The 16,919-nt window shown below is 61.4% G+C and carries 17 protein-coding genes; 5 read left to right on the top strand and 12 right to left on the bottom strand.

Features of this window, described 5'->3' with window-relative positions; all coding sequences use genetic code 11:
- The first annotated feature begins 34 nt into the window (after positions 1-34).
- Complete coding sequence (gene tnpC / locus F3089_RS11495) at positions 35-1,669, top strand: IS66 family transposase (protein WP_151440933.1); 1,635 nt, start codon at positions 35-37, stop codon at positions 1,667-1,669.
- Positions 1,670-1,810: 141 nt separating this feature from the next.
- Here tnpC and F3089_RS11490 read toward each other — a convergent pair whose 3' ends face one another.
- Positions 1,811-2,302: a metallophosphoesterase family protein gene (locus F3089_RS11490; RefSeq protein ID WP_151440932.1), complete on the bottom strand. Its 492-nt coding sequence runs from the start codon at positions 2,300-2,302 to the stop codon at positions 1,811-1,813.
- A 221-nt stretch (positions 2,303-2,523) separates the two neighbouring features.
- Here F3089_RS11490 and F3089_RS11485 point away from each other — a divergent pair, with 221 nt between their 5' ends.
- The gene (locus F3089_RS11485) at positions 2,524-2,760 is read left to right on the top strand and encodes an HP1242/YdcH family protein (protein WP_151440931.1); all 237 of its coding nucleotides are present in this window, start codon (positions 2,524-2,526) and stop codon (positions 2,758-2,760) included.
- Positions 2,761-2,924: 164 nt separating this feature from the next.
- Here the strand turns inward: F3089_RS11485 and yihG are convergent, their stop codons facing one another.
- Genes yihG through F3089_RS11465 form a run of 4 tightly spaced genes read right to left on the bottom strand, consistent with a single transcriptional unit; the run spans position 2,925 to position 6,404 of the window.
- Positions 2,925-3,821, bottom strand: coding sequence for a 1-acylglycerol-3-phosphate O-acyltransferase, YihG family (gene yihG / locus F3089_RS11480; protein ID WP_151440930.1), 897 nt, complete (start codon positions 3,819-3,821; stop codon positions 2,925-2,927).
- A gap of 57 nt (positions 3,822-3,878) precedes the next feature.
- On the bottom strand, positions 3,879-4,346 hold the full coding sequence (locus F3089_RS11475; RefSeq protein WP_151440929.1) for a glucosaminidase domain-containing protein: 468 nt from the start codon (positions 4,344-4,346) through the stop codon (positions 3,879-3,881).
- Positions 4,347-4,380: 34 nt separating this feature from the next.
- A complete protein-coding gene (locus F3089_RS11470; protein WP_151440928.1) occupies positions 4,381-5,937 on the bottom strand; it encodes a BCCT family transporter in 1,557 nt (518 codons plus the stop codon).
- Positions 5,937-6,404, bottom strand: a complete 468-nt coding sequence (locus tag F3089_RS11465; RefSeq protein WP_192497361.1) for a YbhB/YbcL family Raf kinase inhibitor-like protein — start codon at positions 6,402-6,404, stop codon at positions 5,937-5,939. The genes F3089_RS11470 and F3089_RS11465 overlap by 1 nt, the downstream gene beginning before the upstream one ends.
- 224 nt (positions 6,405-6,628) lie before the next feature.
- On the opposite strand from F3089_RS11465, the gene F3089_RS11460 reads away from it, so the two are divergent.
- A complete protein-coding gene (locus F3089_RS11460) occupies positions 6,629-7,753 on the top strand; it encodes a hypothetical protein (RefSeq protein WP_151440927.1) in 1,125 nt (374 codons plus the stop codon).
- A gap of 27 nt (positions 7,754-7,780) precedes the next feature.
- Here F3089_RS11460 and F3089_RS11455 read toward each other — a convergent pair whose 3' ends face one another.
- From F3089_RS11455 to F3089_RS11435, 6 genes are all read right to left on the bottom strand, one after another.
- On the bottom strand, positions 7,781-8,224 hold the full coding sequence (locus F3089_RS11455) for a response regulator (RefSeq protein WP_151440926.1): 444 nt from the start codon (positions 8,222-8,224) through the stop codon (positions 7,781-7,783).
- Complete coding sequence (locus tag F3089_RS11450) at positions 8,221-9,345, bottom strand: sensor histidine kinase (RefSeq protein WP_151440925.1); 1,125 nt, start codon at positions 9,343-9,345, stop codon at positions 8,221-8,223. Before F3089_RS11450 ends, F3089_RS11455 begins: the two co-directional genes overlap by 4 nt.
- Positions 9,338-11,401, bottom strand: coding sequence for a putative bifunctional diguanylate cyclase/phosphodiesterase (locus F3089_RS11445; protein WP_151440924.1), 2,064 nt, complete (start codon positions 11,399-11,401; stop codon positions 9,338-9,340). Before F3089_RS11445 ends, F3089_RS11450 begins: the two co-directional genes overlap by 8 nt.
- Before the next feature lie 131 nt (positions 11,402-11,532).
- Complete coding sequence (locus tag F3089_RS16200) at positions 11,533-11,781, bottom strand: ATP-binding protein (protein ID WP_225741740.1); 249 nt, start codon at positions 11,779-11,781, stop codon at positions 11,533-11,535.
- Positions 11,678-12,052 carry a hypothetical protein gene (locus tag F3089_RS15890; RefSeq protein ID WP_192497359.1) on the bottom strand — a complete coding sequence of 125 codons (375 nt, stop codon included), beginning with the start codon at positions 12,050-12,052 and terminating at the stop codon, positions 11,678-11,680. Before F3089_RS15890 ends, F3089_RS16200 begins: the two co-directional genes overlap by 104 nt.
- Before the next feature lie 56 nt (positions 12,053-12,108).
- On the bottom strand, positions 12,109-12,552 hold the full coding sequence (locus F3089_RS11435) for a hypothetical protein (protein ID WP_151440922.1): 444 nt from the start codon (positions 12,550-12,552) through the stop codon (positions 12,109-12,111).
- A gap of 227 nt (positions 12,553-12,779) precedes the next feature.
- On the opposite strand from F3089_RS11435, the gene F3089_RS11430 reads away from it, so the two are divergent.
- Positions 12,780-13,844 carry an SDR family oxidoreductase gene (locus F3089_RS11430; RefSeq protein ID WP_151440921.1) on the top strand — a complete coding sequence of 355 codons (1,065 nt, stop codon included), beginning with the start codon at positions 12,780-12,782 and terminating at the stop codon, positions 13,842-13,844.
- 10 nt (positions 13,845-13,854) lie between these two features.
- Here F3089_RS11430 and F3089_RS11425 read toward each other — a convergent pair whose 3' ends face one another.
- Complete coding sequence (locus F3089_RS11425) at positions 13,855-14,289, bottom strand: DUF488 domain-containing protein (protein WP_151440920.1); 435 nt, start codon at positions 14,287-14,289, stop codon at positions 13,855-13,857.
- A 170-nt stretch (positions 14,290-14,459) separates the two neighbouring features.
- Here F3089_RS11425 and F3089_RS11420 point away from each other — a divergent pair, with 170 nt between their 5' ends.
- On the top strand, positions 14,460-16,814 hold the full coding sequence (locus tag F3089_RS11420) for a DUF6351 family protein (RefSeq protein ID WP_151440919.1): 2,355 nt from the start codon (positions 14,460-14,462) through the stop codon (positions 16,812-16,814).
- The last annotated feature ends 105 nt before the right edge of the window (positions 16,815-16,919 follow it).

The raw sequence follows: 16,919 nt of genomic DNA, 5'->3' as shown, positions 1-16,919 counted from the left end.
TGCGCCAGGGCGCTGTTTTTGCTATCATTTCGCAATGAAATCAACGCCTGATAACGCCTCTCAAGCCCCCGATCTCAGCGGCCTTTCGCCCGCTGAGCTGATGGGCGTTATCGGCGATCTTCAGCAGCAGCTCAACGCCAGGGACCAGGCGCTGGCCTCGAAAGAGCAGGCCCTACAGCAGCGCGACACCCGCATTGATCTGCTCGAAGAGCTGCTGCGGCTGAAAACCCTCCAGAAGTTCGCCGCCAGCAGCGAGAAGCATCGTGACCAGATCACGCTGTTCGATGAGGCGGAGGTGGAAGCCGAGATCGAGGCCCTGCGCGAGCAAGCTGGGGACGACGACGATGAACCGGATCCAGATGAGCCACCGCGCCCGGCGCGCAAGCGCGCCCAGCGCGGGTTCTCGGACACACTGCGGCGCAAGCGCATCGAGCTGACCCTCAGCGACGAGGAAAAGGCCGGTGCGAGCAAGACCTTCTTCACCAAGGTCAAGGAAGAGCTGGAATACGTCCCCGCGCAGCTGAACGTGCTCGAATACTGGCAGGAAAGGGCCGTGTTCGAGCACGACGATGGCGAAGAGGCCGTGGTGGGCGCGCCGCGCCCGGTGCATCCGCTGGGCAAGTGCATGGCCACCACCTCGCTGCTGGCCCACATTATCACCTCGAAATACGCCGACGGGCTGCCGCTGTACCGGCTGGAGACCATGCTGGCGCGACTCGGGCATCCGGTCAGCCGCACCAGCATGGCGCACTGGATCATCCGGCTGAACGAGGTGTTCAAGCCACTGATCAACCTCATGCGCGAGGCCCAGAACACCAGTGATTACATCCAGGCCGATGAGACCCGCCTACAGGTGCTCAAGGAGGACGGCAAAACCGCCCAGTCCGATAAATGGATCTGGGTGACGCGCGGTGGCCCACCGGGCCAGCCCACGGTGCTGTTCGAGTACGACCCCTCACGGGCAGGCAGCGTGCCCGTGCGCCTGCTCGATGACTTCAATGGCATCCTTCAGGCCGATGGTTACTCCGGCTATGGGAAGGTGTGTCGGGATAACGCCATCACCCGGATCGGTTGCTGGGACCACGCCCGTCGCAAGTTCGTCGAAGCCTCGAAAGCGGCGCCGGCGAAAAAGAAAGGCAAGGGCCAACAGCAAACGTCCAAGGCCGATGTGGCACTGAACCACATCCGCAAGCTCTACGCCATCGAACGCCGGATCACCGACCTTGGCGATGACGAACGCTATCGCATCCGCCAGGGCGAAAGCCTGCCCCGGCTGCAGGCGTTCAAGAGCTGGCTGGACGACAACGCTGACAAGGTCGTAAAAGGCTCACTGACCCGCAAGGCCATGGACTACGCCCTCAACCAGTGGGAGACCCTGGTGGGTTACTGCGAGCGCGGGGACCTGCAGATCAGCAACGCTCTGGCCGAGAACGCCATCCGCCCGTTCGCACTTGGGCGTAAGGCATGGCTGTTCGCCGATAGCACGCGAGGGGCGAACGCCAGTGCGAGCTGCTACTCGCTGATCGAGACGGCCAAGGCGAATGACCTGGAGCCGTCGGCCTACATCCATCATATCCTCAAGCATATCGGCGAGGCGGACACCGTCGACAAGCTTGAGGCGCTGCTGCCCTGGAATACCGACCTGGAGCCGGCTCCAAAAAAGAGCTGATCAATGCGCCTGGGGCAAGTGGGTCGATTTACGGGCGCTTACCGCGTATCGCAGAGGAAGTCGCTCCGTACAATGCTTGATGCGGGTATCCGGGAGTAACGGGAAACGGCGCCACGGCAAGAAAGACCGCAAGATCCGCAATCATCGACGCTTTCGGGGTCCTGGAACATCCAGTTCCTGGATCTGACCTTCCACACCGCTATCGGTAACCCGTAGTAGCCCAACCGTAACAGGCAGGCTGAAGCGGCGTGGGCCCGCGCTACCCGGGTTGAAATAGAGCACGCCGTTTTGGGTCTCGTTGAAGGGTTTGTGGGAGTGCCCGAACAGGACGACATCGCAGGATCTGTCCGGCAACAGGGTCTTGATGTCCTGGTGACGATGGACCATCTGGATACGTAGGCCGTTAACGGTGAGCTCCTGCGTTTCCGGATAGACCAGGGCCCAGTCCCCGTGGTCCACGTTGCCCCGTATCGCCACGACCTGCGCCTGCTCGCTCAGGGCATCCATAACCCCTGGCTTGCCGATGTCACCCACGTGAAGAATCAGCTCACAGTCGGCCAGAGCCCTCAGGGCCTCGGGCCTCACCTGGCCATGGGTATCCGAAATGACGCCGATATCACTTCTGATGCGCACGGTTTTCCTCTCCCAATTCCAACAGGACTACGGGGTCCACCCTAAGCTTCGCTCCGTGTCATCTTCGTTAAGATGATCTCGTCACCTTTCATCCGAAAGAGCATGCACCAACCGGAGTTTCCAGGATTGAGAATCTGCAACGACAGCTCTCCGCAGTGATGGCAGACTGGTGATTGCGATCAAAAACTTTGACGCCAATCACCGAGTAAGATGGAGACCCTATGAGTCACACCCCGCACGAACTGGCGGAAGAATTCCCGGAACACACCGATCGCATCTCTGAGCTCAAACAGTCGGACGCACACTTTGCCGAACTGGTGGATGAGTACCACGAAATAAACCGCACCATTCACCGTATGGAAACGGAAGTTGAGCCGGTGGCCACGCCCACAGAGGAAGATGCCCGCAAAAAGCGCGTGGCACTTAAGGACCAGATTGCGGCGTACCTCAACAAGTAGCCCAGCGACAGCCGAGCCGCGACCGGGCTCGCGCTGACCGAAAGCGCCGCCGGTTCCACCCGGCGGCCTTATCTACCTGAGAGCCCCCTCACCCGCCTCTCAAATCCGCGCCACCATTTCTATTAGGGTGCTTTAAAGGGCTATCTGGAAAAGCTGCCGGAGCGCTAATCCTTTGACTTCAACTCATCGAGCAACCGATCCTTGCGCTCCCAAAGTGCTTCCTGCCACTGCTTGACCTGTTGGCGGTGGTTTTCATCCTCGTTGTAATTGCCGCCCAGCAGATGCTGTGGAATGGGCACCTGCTCAACACGGATGACGATATGGGTGACCCGCCCGCACATGAATTCCCAGAGCCCGGGGCGGCCGTTGGGGTAGGCAATGGTAATGTCGAGCAGAGTGGAGAGGGTGTCGCCCATGGCTTCCAGAACGAAGGCGGTGCCGCCGGCCTTGGGGCGCAGCAGATGCTTGTAGGGGGATTTCTGGCTGTCGTGTTTCTCGGGGGTGAAGCGGGTACCTTCCGGGAAGTTCATCACGCTGACCGGGGTATAGCGGAATTTCTCACAGGCGCGGCGGGTGGCCTCCATGTCCTCGCCGCGTTTCTCCGGGTGTTTCTGCAGATACTCCCGGGAATAGCGCTTCATGAACGGAAAGTCGAGCGCCCACCAGGCCAGCCCAATCACCGGCACCCAGATCAGCTCCTGTTTGAGGAAGAACTTCAGAAACGGAATGCGCCGGTTGAAGATGTGCTGCAGGGCGAAAATATCCACCCAGCTCTGATGGTTGCTCATCACCAGGTACCAGCCCTCGCGGCTGAGCCCTTCCACCCCGGAGACATCCCAGGTGGTGCGGTGGGTGAGGCGCATCCAGCCACTGTTGCAGGCCACCCAGCACTGCGAGATCCCGATGATCAGGCGGATGCAGAACACCCGCCAGGCACGGATCGGGATGATCAGCTTCAGTATGCCCGGGATATAGAGCAGCACACACCAGAAGACGGTGTTCACCGCGAGCAGCAGGGAGTTCAGTACGCCGAGTAAGGGTTTGGGGAGAAAGTTGAGCATAGAGCAAGCCGGCCATCGAATGATTCATCGCCATTGTTCGATGAGTTGGGCCAGGGATCAATGGGGAGCAGCCAGGTTGTTGGCCTTGATCACGCGGCGGATGAGCCGGATGTAGCCTTCACCCTTGGCGGAGTATTTCTCAAGACCCGCTGCAAGATCGCTCCCCTCCGGGGCCTGGCCTTTGTTGCGCGCCTGAGCCCGCCGTTCCCTCAACGGTTCGTAGACCGGATGGCTGTTCAGGTGGTGGATGTAGTCATTGACGGCTTCCACAATGGGCGCGAGGTAATCGAAGAAAGCCTCCTTGCGCTCGGGCCCGGCGGGGATGTCCAGAAAGGCCGGCATCGATTGGGCTCCGGCGCCCTCGTCAATCCGGGGTGGAATGGCAACCTGTTCGGATTCAGGTGTCGTGGCTTCTGTCGTGGCTTCCTCGCTCTCCTCCACGCCGTTGTCACAGGCGGAGAGAGCGATGACAACACCGACCATGAACGCGGCCGACAGGTATTGGCGCCTTTTGTGACTCAACATGTATGCTCCCGGATCAATGGTATGTTCATCGGCCTCACCCCCAGGGCGGTTCGACACCCTCAACACGATACTCCCGCTTCAGCGCCCGCTGCAGGTTGATACAGGCGAACGCCAGAATCACTGCCACCGGCAGACCGGCCGTTACTGAAGCCGTCTGCAGGCTGTCGAGCGCACCCGCGCCGCCCACCAGAAGCAACGTGCTCGCGACCAGGCCCTCTGTAATCCCCCAGATAACGCGCTGACGACGTGGTGAACGCTTGCTGCCCCGTGAGATCAGTGCGTCCACCACGTGAGTGCCCGAGTCAGAAGACGTGACGAAATAGGTTGCGATAAGCAGTGTGGCAAGTGCCGAGGTAATACCGGCCAGGGGAAGCTGCTCCAGGGTCACGTACAGTGCCACTGTGGTGTCTTCAGCGACGGCCTCGGCGATGCCACCGCCGCCCTGCCCCAGTTCCATCTCGAGGGCGGTGCCGCCGAAGGTGGCCATCCATACCAGCACGAATGCGGTTGGCATCATCAGCACGCCCACGATGAACTCGCGGATGGTTCGGCCATGGGAGATCCGGGCGATGAAGATGCCCACGAAGGGGGACCAGGCAATCCACCATCCCCAGTAGAAGATGGTCCAGCTCTTCTGCCATTCGGAGCCGCCCATGGGGTCGGTGGACAGGCTGAGTTCGATGAGCTGTGTCAGGTAGCCTCCGGTCGCATCGAGCAGGAAGCGGATAATGAAGAGCGTGGGTCCCAGCGCCAGGACGAACAGCAACATGACGAGGGCAAGCCCGAGGTTGAACACACTCAGCCACTTGAGGCCACGGTCCAGGCCGGAAATCACCGACAGAACCGCGACCCCGGTAATGAAACCGATGATCCCCACCTGGGACCACTTGGAGACGGGCAGGTCCACCAGCACATTGAGCCCGGTGTTGAGCTGCATGGCGCCGAAGCCGAGCGACGTGGCGAGGCCGAAGAGCGTTCCAAACACGGCCAGGATGTCGATGAGGTGGCCGATGGGCCCGTAGATCCGATCGCCCAGCAAGGGGTAGAAAATCGAACGGATGGTCAGTGGCAGGTGATGGCGGTAGCTGAAATAGGCAACCGAGAGTCCCAGCACAACATACACCGCCCAGGCATGCAGCCCCCAATGGAAGAAGGTGTAGATCATCGCCTGGCGTGCCGCCGCTGGTGTTCCACCCTCCCCCGTCGGCGGATTCTGGAAATGGAGAATGGGCTCGGCGATGCTCCAGAAGACCAAGCCGATCCCCATGCCGGTGCTGAACAACATGCTGAACCAGGCGGCTTTACCGAATTGGGGACGGGCGTCGGGCTCGCCCAGTCTGATGCTTCCGTAGCGGCTGAACAGCAACCAGACCAGAAACCCCAGGAACACCGTGACAGCCAGCAGGTACACCCACCCCAGATACTCGGTGATAAATCCCTGGATCTCCCCAAACACCCGCCCTGCCGTCTCGGGAGCGCCCACACCAAACAGCACGAAGCCCACGACAATGACCGCGGAGGCGACAAAGACTGTCGGATTGACCGTTGAAAAGAAACGCTCTGGTCTGGCTGGTCGAAGATCGCGTGCCATCAGTCCTTCCCACCGTTTTTTTCAGAGGGATTGGCATCAACGATGCCGTTCAGGGCGGCTTGATCGAGAACATGCGCCTTCATGGCCCGCTCAAGTGCAGGACGGGTGGCACCAGCCTCCAGCTTTAGCTTGGTGTCCAGGGCCAGCACCGAGAATCGATAATGATGGCGCCCCTCAGGGGGGATGGGACCCAGGTAGCCTATCTTCCCGAAGCTGTCTCTGCCGATGCAGCATTCCGCCGGCAGATTCACCGCGTCCAGTGATTGGGTATCGGGTGGAATGTTCCAGGCCATCCAGTGCGTGAGCGTGCCCAGCGGAGAGTCCACGTCCTCAATCATCAGTACCAGGCTACATGCCTGCTCAGGAACGTCCTGGATTTGAAGCGGAGGTAGTTCGTTCGCCTTCGGGGCCGTGTATTGCCAGGGAATGGGATCACCTTCGGAAAATGCTGGGCTGGACAAACGCATGGTTCCTGCTCCCTTCCATCTATAATCACGCCCCAAGTGCGAACGCTGGCCACTTTCGGCTTACTCTACACTATTGGCAAAACCTTAAAGTACTGGAAAATAGCACATGATGGCCGGCTGTAAGCTCCTGCTCTGTGTCTGCAGGTTTCAGGCACAAGCAGGAGAGCAGAAATGACCCTGGGAGCTTTGTTCAAGCGAGGCTCCCCCATATTGATGAACCCCAGATGCGATACCTGCAAACCCTCACCACGCTAACCGTAATCCTGGCCATCTCCGCCGCGCCCACCTGGGCTGCCGAGACGCTCAAGACCAACCGCCAATGGGATGTATTGCCCTCGCCGAATGGAGACGAGGGGCGGCAAACCCTGGCGGCGGCCGCGCAATCCCTGGCCTCGCTGGATGTGACGCTGGCGGCGGAGCCACTGACAGAGCAACGGCTGAGCCGGTTGGCGGCCACACCAGCGGAGGACCCCCTCATCCGTGCGCTGCGGGAGTCACTCGGACAGGCCATTGATCGGCGGGACTTCCTGTTGTTCCTGGACGATGTGGCCCGAGCCCAGCCGGAACGCGTGCGCGTGCACTCCGGCCGTGCGCGGCGGGCGGGCATCCTTCTGCACCCCGATGACGTCTTCAAAGGCGAGCCCCGCCGTTACGGCGGTCAGACGCTGGCTATCGCGCCACCTCCTCGGCCCCCCGATCTCGATCCTGCACCGGACGGCGCGCCGCTTGGTGAGCGCTGGAGCGCACGTTATCCCAATCCACCCGATGAGACGGAGCGCCTGCGGGCGCTGGAGGCGGCAGGCGGCGGCGACTTCCGAGAACGCATCGAACAGCTGATTGACCAGCTGCGTGACCAGGGGGCCGAGGTCCACGTGCTGTCCACCGTCCGCCGGCGCGAGCGGGGGTATCTGATGTATGGGGCCTTCACCCTGAGCCGGGCCAGCACCCGGGCGCAGGTGGAGCAACGGGTGGAGGAACTGGATCGGCTCAACCGGGAATGGGATCTGGATATCCCCATCCAGTGGCAGCATCCGGATGGCTGGCGGACCACCATTGAGGCCGCAAAAGAGATGGCTGAGGCCTATAACGTGGTCTACGCCACGCGCCACGGCGCGCGCCATTCCAACCATTACGGTGCCGGGGCCATTGACCTGTCGGTGACCCGCCTGCCACGAAACCTGCGGCTGCAGGCACCGGACGGTGCGGAGCGGACCTTCGATCTAAACGGGGCCGACGAGCCACGGGACCTCAACCTTACCCCGCGTCTCATCGAGTGGATCGAGGCGCACTACGGTGTCCGCAAACTCCGATCCGACTATCCCCACTGGGGGAACGCCAGCGGGGACTAGGATCACTGCCCTCGAAGCGTACCGAACTCAACGCTCGCTTGGCAGAACCGCCACATGCTGCCAGAACCCTTCAACGGCTTCTGCGATCCGATAGAACTGTGAGAGCCCGAGAGGCTTGGTGATGTAGCAGTTGGCATGCAGTTCGTAACTGGTGTTGATGTCTTTCTGGGCCTGGGAGGAGGTGAGCACAATCACCGGCAGTACCTTGAGCTCCGGATCGCTCTTGATGGCCTCCAGAACTTCGCGCCCGTCCATACGGGGCAGATTGAGGTCGAGCAGGACAAGATCCGGCCTCCCCGCCTCTCCATACTCGCCCTCCTGGCGCAGGAAACGCATGGCGTCCTCGCCATCCCTGACCGGGTGCAGACGGGTGCCGTTACCGGTCTCGGCGAAGCTTTCCAGGATCAGGTCCACATCCGCAGGGTTGTCCTCAACCAGCAGAATTTCGAGCGCCTCGGATTGTGGCTTCATGGGGATTCCCCTTTTCCGGTGCGCGGCGTCTTTGGAAGTGAGAAATGGAAGCGCGTACCCGTTCCGTGCTGGGACTCGAACCCGATCCTGCCACCATGGCGCTCCACAATGCGCTTGGCGACAGCCAGACCAATCCCCGTCCCGGGGTAACGGTCCCGTTCGTGCAGACGCTGGAATACCTGGAAGACCCGTTCCGCGTACTGAGGGTCGATACCGATGCCATTGTCCTGAATATGGAAAAGCCATTCGGCCGGCTTTTCCTCACAGGAGACATGAACCCGGGCCGGCTCTTCCCCGTGGAATTTCAGGCCGTTGAAGATAAGGTTCTGGAACAGCTGGACCAGCATGGATTCGGAGGCCCTGACCGTTGGCAGTTCATCCCAGGTTATGCTCGCCCCGGGCTGTTCAGCCAGCGTGACACTGAGCAGGTTGAGCACGTGGTTGACCACGGCATTGACGTCCACCTGGGAAATCTCCAGCTCACCCCGCCCCACCCGTGAGTACAGCAGAAGGTCATCGATGAGCAGCTGCATCCGCTCCGCCCCTTCCACCACGTACTTCATGGCCTTGGCACTCTTTTCGTCCAGATCCTGCCCGAGGTGGCGTTCCATCAGCTCGGTGTAGCTGCGCACCATGCGCAACGGCTCCTGGAGGTCGTGGGAGGCAACATACGCGAACTGCTCCAGCTCGGCATTGGAGCGCGCCAGCTCATCGGCCTGACGCGCCAGCGCCTCCTCGGCCTGCTTGCGGTAGGTGAGATCAATGATGGCGCTGAGCACATGGGTGCCATCCGGCATGTGGATGGGGGTGAGGCCCACTTCGATGGGAATTTCCTCACCGTCCCGGCCCATGCCGTAGAGATCACGGCCCTGCCCCATCATCCGGGGCTCGGGCGTGGCCAGGTAACTTTCCCGGTACTTATGGTGGGAGCCCCGAACGGAGGCGGGAACCAGCATCTCCACGGAGTTGCCCAGGAGTTCCTCTCGCTCGTACCCGAACAGCCGTTCCGTGGCGCGATTGACCAGAACGATTTCCCCGGCGGGGTTCACCAGTACCAGGGCCGAGGGTGATGCGTCGATGATGTCCCGGTACCGCTGGATTTCCGCCTCGAGCTCATTCATCGCCCTCCCTCCCGGCCGACCTCAGCCAGCCATGGAACTGGGAAAGCTCAACGGGCCTGCCGATATGGAACCCCTGCAGATAATCGCACCCGATACCGCGCAGGAACGCCTGCTGCTCATCATTTTCCACCCCTTCAGCGACCACTCGCAGGCCCAGTGCCCGGGACAGGCCCAGAAGGTTCTCGATGATGGCTTCCGTCTGGCGGTTGCTGCCGATCTCCATGACAAAGCTGCGATCAATCTTGAGTACGTCGACTGGCAGCTTGCGGAGATAGCTGAGTGAAGAGTAGCCGGTGCCGAAATCATCAATGGCAATGGAGACACCGAGCTCCCGCAGCCGCCGAAGGGTTTCACAGGTGCGCTCAAGATCCGCCATGATGGAGCTTTCGGTCAGCTCCACCTCAAAGTTCCCCGGAGGCAGTCCAGTGGACTCGAGGACACCGGCGATCTGGTCAAAGAGCCCCGGGTCGTACAGCTGGCGCATGGACACGTTGACCGCCATCCGCAGTGTAATCCCCAGTTCCCGCTCCGTCGCGACGGCCATTTGCGCCGCCTGCTTCATAACCCAGTAACCAACACGCTCGATGAGCCCCACATCCTCCATCACCGGGATGAAGTCCGCCGGGGACAGGACCGGTATGGTGTCGCCGGGCCAGCGCAGCAGGGCCTCGACGCCTACGGCCTGCCCATCCGACGCGCGTATCTGGGGCTGATAGGCCAGCCACAGGGTCTCGTCCGCAACGACCTGGCGCACGGCCTGCTCCCGCACAAGCCGGGTCTCCACATCACGCTGCAGCTGTTCCGAGAAAAACTGGTAGTGATTCTGCCCCCGCTCCTTGGCCTGATACATGGCGGTATCAGCCGCAGAGTACAGTTCCTGGGCGCAGCTACCGCAATGGGGATAAGTGGCGATACCGATACTCAGCCCAACCCCGACACTGCTTTCGCTCAACCTCACAGGTTCGCGAAACACCTCAATGAGTTTCTCGGCGACGTGGGCTGCATCATCAGGCTGTTCAACATCCGAAAGCACCAGCGCGAATTCATCGCCCCCCAGGCGGGCGATAAAGTCACTGCTTCGACTGTTCTGGCACAGGCGCTCCCCGACGAGTTGCAGCAGCTCGTCACCGGCACTGTGGCCCAGGGTGTCATTGATGTTCTTGAAGTGATCCAGATCGATGTAAAGCACGGCCACCATGCCGCCTTCACGGTCCACATGGGCAATCAGGCGGTCGGTGTGATCGAAGAAATGGTTCCGGCTGTTGAGCCCTGTCAGCTGGTCGAACTGCACCAGCTGTTTCAGTTTCCATTCGACCTTCTTGCGTTCGGTGATGTCGTGGTAGGCGACGAGTGTTGCCGGAGTCTCATTCCAGTCGAGCGTTGCCCGGCGCACCTCGGCCACACGCCCCCCAGCCAGCTCCAGTTCTTCACCTTCCTCTCCCATGAGGTCCTGGCTCAGCTGGGTACCGATGTCCTCAGGCGCCCTCAGCCCAAGCATATGGCTGGCCGCCTGGTTGAGAAAGAGCAACTGAAGGTCCTCACCCATAACCACCATGCCGTCCGGATTCGTCTCCAGGATCCGCGCATACTGGGTCTGAAGGCGATGGCGCTCCATGGCGTGGCGGATGGCCTGGGAGAGAACCGCCGCACTGAGGTCCTGTTTGGCACAGAAATCCTGGGCATGCTCGCGGATAACGCGGACGCCCAGCTGCTGATCACGGCTGCCCGTGAGCACAATGATGGGAATCTCAGGGGCAATGGCCCGGAGTTTGATTACAGAGGTTACGCCGGAGCTGTCGGGCAGTCCCAGATCCAGCAACACGATGTCGACAGCATGCTGTTCAAGCAGCGGCTCGACCTGGGCAAGCTGGCTGGCATGAAGAACGTTCGCCCGGGAACCAAAAGCATCGGCCAGATAGAACTGGCACAGATCCGCATCCGCAGGATTATCCTCGATCAACAGGATCGTGAACGCATGCCCATGCCCGCCGCCGGAACCTGCACTGACTCCCTGCCCGGAATCACCGCTGGTAAAACTGTATTGGGTTAGATTCATCGATACCGCCCGACCCCGATCAAAGTCCCTGGCCGACCCCGACCTCTGCAACCAACGTAGCCCTCTTTGAGAAGCAGTTCAAACGGTGGCGGGAGCCGGTAATGTCCGTGCAGACCACGCTTGATGCGGGATCAGGTGCCCGCCAGGGGCAGGCGGACCCTGACCGTTGTGCCCTGGCCCTGCTCGGACTCAACCGCGATATCACCTTCCATCGCAAACACAAGCTCCCGAACGAGGCTCAACCCCAGGCCCGTGCCACTCTGGTTACGGCGTTTGTCACTGCTGTCCGCCCTCGCGAACCGGTCGAAGATCTGGTCCCTGAAAGAGGCGGGGATGACATGTTTGCCCAAAAAGCGCAGCCATCCAGCTTTCAATTTCACCGTAATCCGGCTGGCCGTTCTGGCTCTGGATGAAACTCGCCAGACCAATGGTGATGTAGAGGCCTTCGCTGATCTCGGCTTCCATCAGCGCTCGCGCATCGACCAGCTGAGAAAAGAGCTCCTTTTCGGTTTCTGCTCTGTGATTGGCATCGAATTGCCAGATCAGAAGCTCGCCAACCGCAACGAGGAGAGCAACGCCCATCGACACGATCAGCCACCGTCGGGCGGCGGGTCCTTTGAACAGGCGAGGGAATATGGACGTTACCGGCATGAGGGTGTGCGATTCCTGCTGTCATCAGGTTTCAGCATAGTGCCCAATGGCAGCGTCTACCAGATCGCGATCAGGCCCCCGGACCCCAGCACCAGGGCCCCGCCCACTTCCGCCACGATCAACAGCCCCATGAACCCGTGAATTACCCAGGGTGGCAGGGTTGTCTTACCCAGGCGGTGCGGCTTGCGCATCTGGTTGCTGGTGTCCTGCAGGAGGCCATGAACGATGTAGGTGCTGATCGCGAACGCAAAGAAGCTCAATGCCGCCACCGCTGCCAGGGTGTTCAGCCAGCCGGGATAGATGCTGTAGCGCGCAAAGGTTGCCAGCACCAGCGCGGCGAAGCTGTACATCAGTGAGCTGCGATGGGCGATGTCCACGTACCGCGGCGCGGTCGCCTTGGGGCTGGCGGTCATGGCCGCGTACTTCCAGATCCCGGTCAACAGGCCGGTCATGAGGAAGATGAAGGCTGCCGTGAGACTGATTTTTTCTGCAAGGGGCATTGGTGTCGTTCCTGAGCGATTCACTCGATGTGAGCCGAAAAACGGACGTATTCGGCTCACCCAATGAGCCGAATAGCACTCATAATCGGCTCATCCTTTCACGAAGTCTGCATCATTTCCCATGTCCGGACTGACGGTCGGCTTAGACAAACAGAACCGGTATGCTGTCCAGCGACACGCTTCACGAACCTTCGACGCACTTTGAGATGCCCACAGGAGACCGGGTCATGACGGATCAGACACAACCCACCACGGTACTGGTAACCGGCGCGACTGGCTATGTCGCCGGCTGGCTGGTGAAGGCGCTGCTGAAGGAGGGGCATACCGTTCACGCGGCGGTTCGCGATCCTTCAAACAGGGACAAGGTGGCCCACCTCGATGCCCTGGCGGCCGAGCAGCCCGGCGAGATCCGGTATTTCCAGGGGGATCTGCTGGAGGATGGCTCCTACCATGACGCCATGCAGGGCTGCGAGATCGTGTTCCACACCGCCTCGCCTTTCATTGCCAGCGTGGCGGACCCGCAGCGCGACCTGCTCGACCCGGCCGTGAGAGGCACCCGCAACGTGCTCAACAGCGTGAATGCCACCGAGAGTGTGCGCCGCGTGGTTCTGACCTCAAGCTGTGCGGCCATCTATGGCGACAACGCGGACATGGCCAACAGCAGAACCGGCGTCTTCACCGAGGCGGACTGGAACACCTCATCAAACCTGGAGCACCAGCCCTACTCCTACTCCAAGACCGAAGCGGAAAAGGCCGCCTGGGAAATCGCGGAGCAGCAGAGCCGTTGGGAGCTGGTCACGGTGAACCCATCACTGGTGCTCGGCCCGGGCATCAAGCCGGACGCAACCTCCGAGTCCTTCTCCATCTTCAAGCAGATGGCGGACGGCACTCTCAAGCCGGGTGCGCCGGACCTGGCGTTCGGCCTGGTGGACGTGCGTGATGTGGCCGAGGCCCATGTGCGCGCCGCGTTCACGCACGAAGCGAAGGGCCGTTACATCACCTCCGGCCACGATTCGAGCCTGATGGGGATTGCCTCCATCCTGCGGGAATCCTTCGGCAACGACTGGCCCTTCCCCAAGCGCACTCTGCCCAAGTCCCTGCTCTGGCTGGTCGGCCCGCTCGCCAACAAGGCGCTCACCCGTAAGTTCATCAGCCGCAACGTGGGCTACCCGGCCTCGTTCGATAACACGAAGAGCAAAAAGGAACTGGGCATGAGCTACCGGCCACTTCCGGAGACAGTGGATGAGATGTTCCAGCAGATGCTGGATGCAGGCTCCATCCGCAAGCGCTAGCGGCCGAGACTCATGGCAACAGATCCCTTATCTCAAGGTCCGCTCTAGCCTGCACCCGCTCCCCGATCAGCAACCGGTGGCACTGCCGGGGATCGCGCTCGTAGCACATCATGCAGGGGGATTCAGTCCGGGCCAGGTCGATCAGGCTTCTGAGCGCCTGCTGGGCGGGGTCAGTATCCAGGTGCGCTTCATAGAGCCGGTTGAATGTGGCCGTGTCGCCCTGCCGGGCCGCGTCCCGGGCGGTTTCCGGTGCGCCCAGTACCGGCCAGCTTTCATAGCCAATGCCATGCTCGGCCAACGCGGGCCCAAGATGCTTATAGGCAAATTCACGGCGCCGGGAATGGGGCTGGACCCGAACATCGATCAGGCGCGTAACGCCCACCTGGCTCAGCGCCTCCGCAAACTCCGGGAATCCGGATTTCTCATAGCCAATCGTGAATAACATTCAGTCGCTCACCTCGCCTTTCCGTTACCGGCTGCCATCATGCATAAAGAGACTCGACGGATGATTAACGTCCGTTTAAAGTCGATGGCAAGCGCGTTGTGTTTCCAGGATGAAGTCGGGCAGTTGTCGGGCGCTTTACAGGGAGTATTTCATCATCGGGGGAAACGACAATGCCAAGAATAATCGTGTCCGCGTGCCTTACCGCCACCATCATGGCGGCTCTCCTCTTCAGTGCCACCACGGCGCTTGCCATGGGGCCTTTCAGGCTGCCACCCGGCCTGCTCTGGAACATCGAGCTCTCCGTTCTCTCCAGCGACCCGCAGCAGGTGACCGGCGGCGACGCCCGGATTGCCATCAAGGCGCCCCCGGGGCAGCGCAAACGGCTCTCTCTGACGCTGAACGGCTCCCCAGTCGACCTGAATACGTTCAAGGCCAGCCGTTGGCGGCTGGAGGGCGTCATCGAGGGCCTGAATGAGGGCGACAATGAGCTGAACCTGGTCCACGACCGTTTCGGCCACGTCCGAACACTGACCCTGACCAACCACCCGGTTTCCGGTCCGGTCTTCTCCGGCCCGCAGCAGTCGCCCTTCATCTGCATGACGCCCAGCGAATTCGGCATTGAACCCAAAGTGGATGCCGCAACGCCCCCAGGCTTCAGGGTCTATAACGACGCCGGCGACACCGTGATCGGCTACAGCAGGAACTGCGCCATCGAGCCCTTCATCACCTACTCCTACCGCACCACGGGCGGCGAATGGCGGGACTGGCCGGAAGACGGAGAGCGCCCGGCAGACCTGGCGCAGACTGAGACCATTGACGGAAATACCGTCGACTTTGTGGTGCGCGTAGAACGCGGGACCATCAACCGCTTCATCTACAGCTACGCGATGCTGGTGGACCCGGAGCGCATCGGCAATGACGACGGGACCGATACGCACCGCTGGAACGGGCGCCTCGTCTACCAGTTCCAGGGCGGCGTCGCCATCGGCCATACACAGGGCGAGTGGTCCCAGCGCCTGGCCATGAACGAGGACGTGCTCGGGCTGGGCCACGCCATTGCCTACTCCACCGGCAACAGCACGGACGTGCACTACAACCTGCAGGTGGGCGGCGAGACCGCACTGATGACCAAGGAACGCTTCATCGAGCGTTATGGCGTGCCGAAGTACACCGTCGGTCTTGGTGGTTCCGGTGGCGCCATCCAGCAGTACGTCTACGGCCAGAACCATCCGGACCTGCTCGATGCGGCCATTCCCCAGCGTTCCTATCCGGACATGGTCACCCAGACCATCCACGTGGGTGACTGCGAGCTGCTGGAGCACTACATGGATGCCACGGACCGCAACAACCCGTTCTGGCAGGTCACGGACAACCGCAGCCTGCTGGTGGGGCTGAACGCTACCAACTTCCTCGGCAATCCCTTCTTCGACATCCAACGTGCGCTGGGCTTTGCCGCCGCCCCGGGCATGACCGAGTGCGTACCGGCCTGGCGGGGCCTGTCACCACTGGTGCTCAATCCCAACTTCGGCGGCGTGCCGGAGATGCAGCGCTGGGAACCCCAGTCCGACATCGCGGAGATCGAGTGGACCCACATGGATGACCTGCGCCACATCTACGGCATCGGCGAGGACGGTTACGCCAATCGCGCCGTGGACAACGTGGGCGTGCAGTACGGACTGGAAGCATTCCGCAGCGGCGAGATCGGAGCCGATCAGTTCCTGAAGGTCAACGCGGAGGTGGGCGGCTGGAAGCCGAGCAGCGAAGCGGTCCAGGAAGGCTTCCCCTTCATCGGCGAGCCCACACCGGCCAACTTCGACCCCTGGAGCCGTCGGAACATGATGCTCAGCGATAACGGCGAGCCGGCACCACGCCACGAAGGCGACCTGGAGGCAATCCGTTCTCTCTATGAGACCGGTATGATCTTCCATGGCGACATCCGGATGCCGATCCTGGATATCCGGGACTACATGGAACCCATCCTGGACATGCACAACGCCCACCAGTCCTTCGCCACCCGCCAGCGCATCCGCAATGAGATGGGAACGGCCAGACACCAGACGATCTGGTTCGCCAGTATCGGCCCCAAACCCTACCCGGGCTCCCAGTTCAATATGACGCTGAAGGCGCTCCGGGTGATGGACGAATGGATGGGGAATATCCTGCGCGACCCGAAACGGCGTATCGCCCGTAACCGGCCGGAGACAGCGGTGGATACCTGCTTCGGCTATCAGGGCAATGTCATTGCCTCCGGCAGGAACGTCTGGAGCGGCATCCTGGATAACGGTGGCGAAGGCGCCTGCACCCGGGAATTCCCGGTCTACACCACGTCACGCATTGAGGCGGGTGGCCCGATTACCGGGGACGTGTTCAAGTGCCAGCTCAAGCCGGTTTCCAGGGCGCTGAACGATGGCACCTACGGCAGCCGCCGCTTCACACCGGAACAGGTCGAGCGCCTGAAGGCGATTCACCCCCAGGGTGTCTGCGATTACAGCCTTCCCGATGCCGGAAGGCCGGCCAATCTTTAACGCATCAGCCGGGGCCGATCCATTCGGCTCCGGCATTCCCCACCCCCGCATAAGATGCCCGCTCATGACGTTAAGGGCTCAAACCACTCGATTTGTGGCCTCTAT

The sequence above is a fragment of the Halospina sp. K52047b genome, assembly GCF_008709855.1.
GTDB classification, from domain to species: domain Bacteria; phylum Pseudomonadota; class Gammaproteobacteria; order Pseudomonadales; family Oleiphilaceae; genus Halospina; species Halospina utahensis_B.
This window is presented reverse-complemented; position numbering and strand designations above follow the sequence as displayed.